Origin of the sequence: Blautia glucerasea (assembly GCF_020537505.1) — a bacterium.
GTDB lineage: Bacteria > Bacillota > Clostridia > Lachnospirales > Lachnospiraceae > Blautia_A.
Genome location: NZ_JAJBMO010000078.1, coordinates 1 through 1075 on the forward strand (window position 1 = coordinate 1; position 1075 = coordinate 1075).

Sequence of the window (1075 nt, forward strand, 5' to 3'; positions counted from 1 at the left end):
TCTTTTCCCTCAAGCCGGGAACTTTTTTTCTGGGAACTCATACCAGTATCCTCCTTATCTCTGAGAAAATGAAAATGTGGTGTGGTTAGCTTTTTCTAACCACACCACATATAATAGCAATTTGCGCCCACGATTCCAACCCAAAACCAATTTTATTCTACCCAAAATCAGTATTTTTGCATTTATCCAATCGTAGCTTCTGCTTTATAGTTTTTCGGATTCACTCCGTATTTCCTTTTGAACGCCGCTGCGAAATTGCTCGCTTTTGAATATCCCACCAGTATAGCCACCTGGCTGACATTCAAATTACTTTCTAACAGCAGGCTTGCCGCCTTTTCTAACCGCTGGTCGATGACATACGCATGAACCGATGTTCCGAACAGGGAGGAAAAGCCCTTCGTCAATTTTGAAGTGCTGATATTGACCTGCCGCGCCAATTCCTCGCAGCTCGGAGCCAGGGCAAGCTGGCTGTCAATAATTCGCTTTGCCTCTATGATGGAATCCCGGTCACTTCTGGAAATTGCAACGTAGGTTGACGCGAGAATACTCAGCTCCAGGACCTCGCTCAAATATACCGATAGCAGCTCAAAGACCTTGCTTTCCAGAAACAGGTATCCCAACCCGCCGCGATATTGCGTAAAATCTTTTACCTCCGCAAAAATGTGTTCCATATACGGGGTAACGCTCACTTTTGAAATTCCTGTCAGTAATTTCTTTTCATAAGCGTTTATTTCACTATCTTCAAAGTAGTCATTCAAAATTTTGTGAAAATAGGGCATGGGAATTTTTATATTCTTGAAAAGAAAATCTTTCTTCCCGGAATAACACAAGTATTCCATTTTACCATGTCCTCGATAAATGCAGGATTCGCCTTTCTGGATGCTGACACTTTGACGCGCATCTGCAATATTCCACGATACGCCATCATTGAAGCAAAATAAAAGTTGAATATAATCTTCGCAGCTTACACCCTGCACATTCATATCTGAAAAATAGTTCATTTTCCAGTCTGATACAACAGCTCCTTGCTTTGTAACAACTTGCGAAATCTGACCTGTTCCCATATCAGCCGGAA

Annotated in this window: 1 protein-coding gene; it reads right to left on the reverse strand. The window is 42.1% G+C overall.

Annotation, left to right across the window (positions count from 1 at the left end; translation table 11 throughout):
• Window positions 1-182 precede the first annotated feature (182 nt).
• Window positions 183-1075 (reverse strand): helix-turn-helix domain-containing protein (locus LIQ05_RS19270; protein WP_226822924.1); only part of this gene is annotated, 893 nt, incomplete at its 5' end.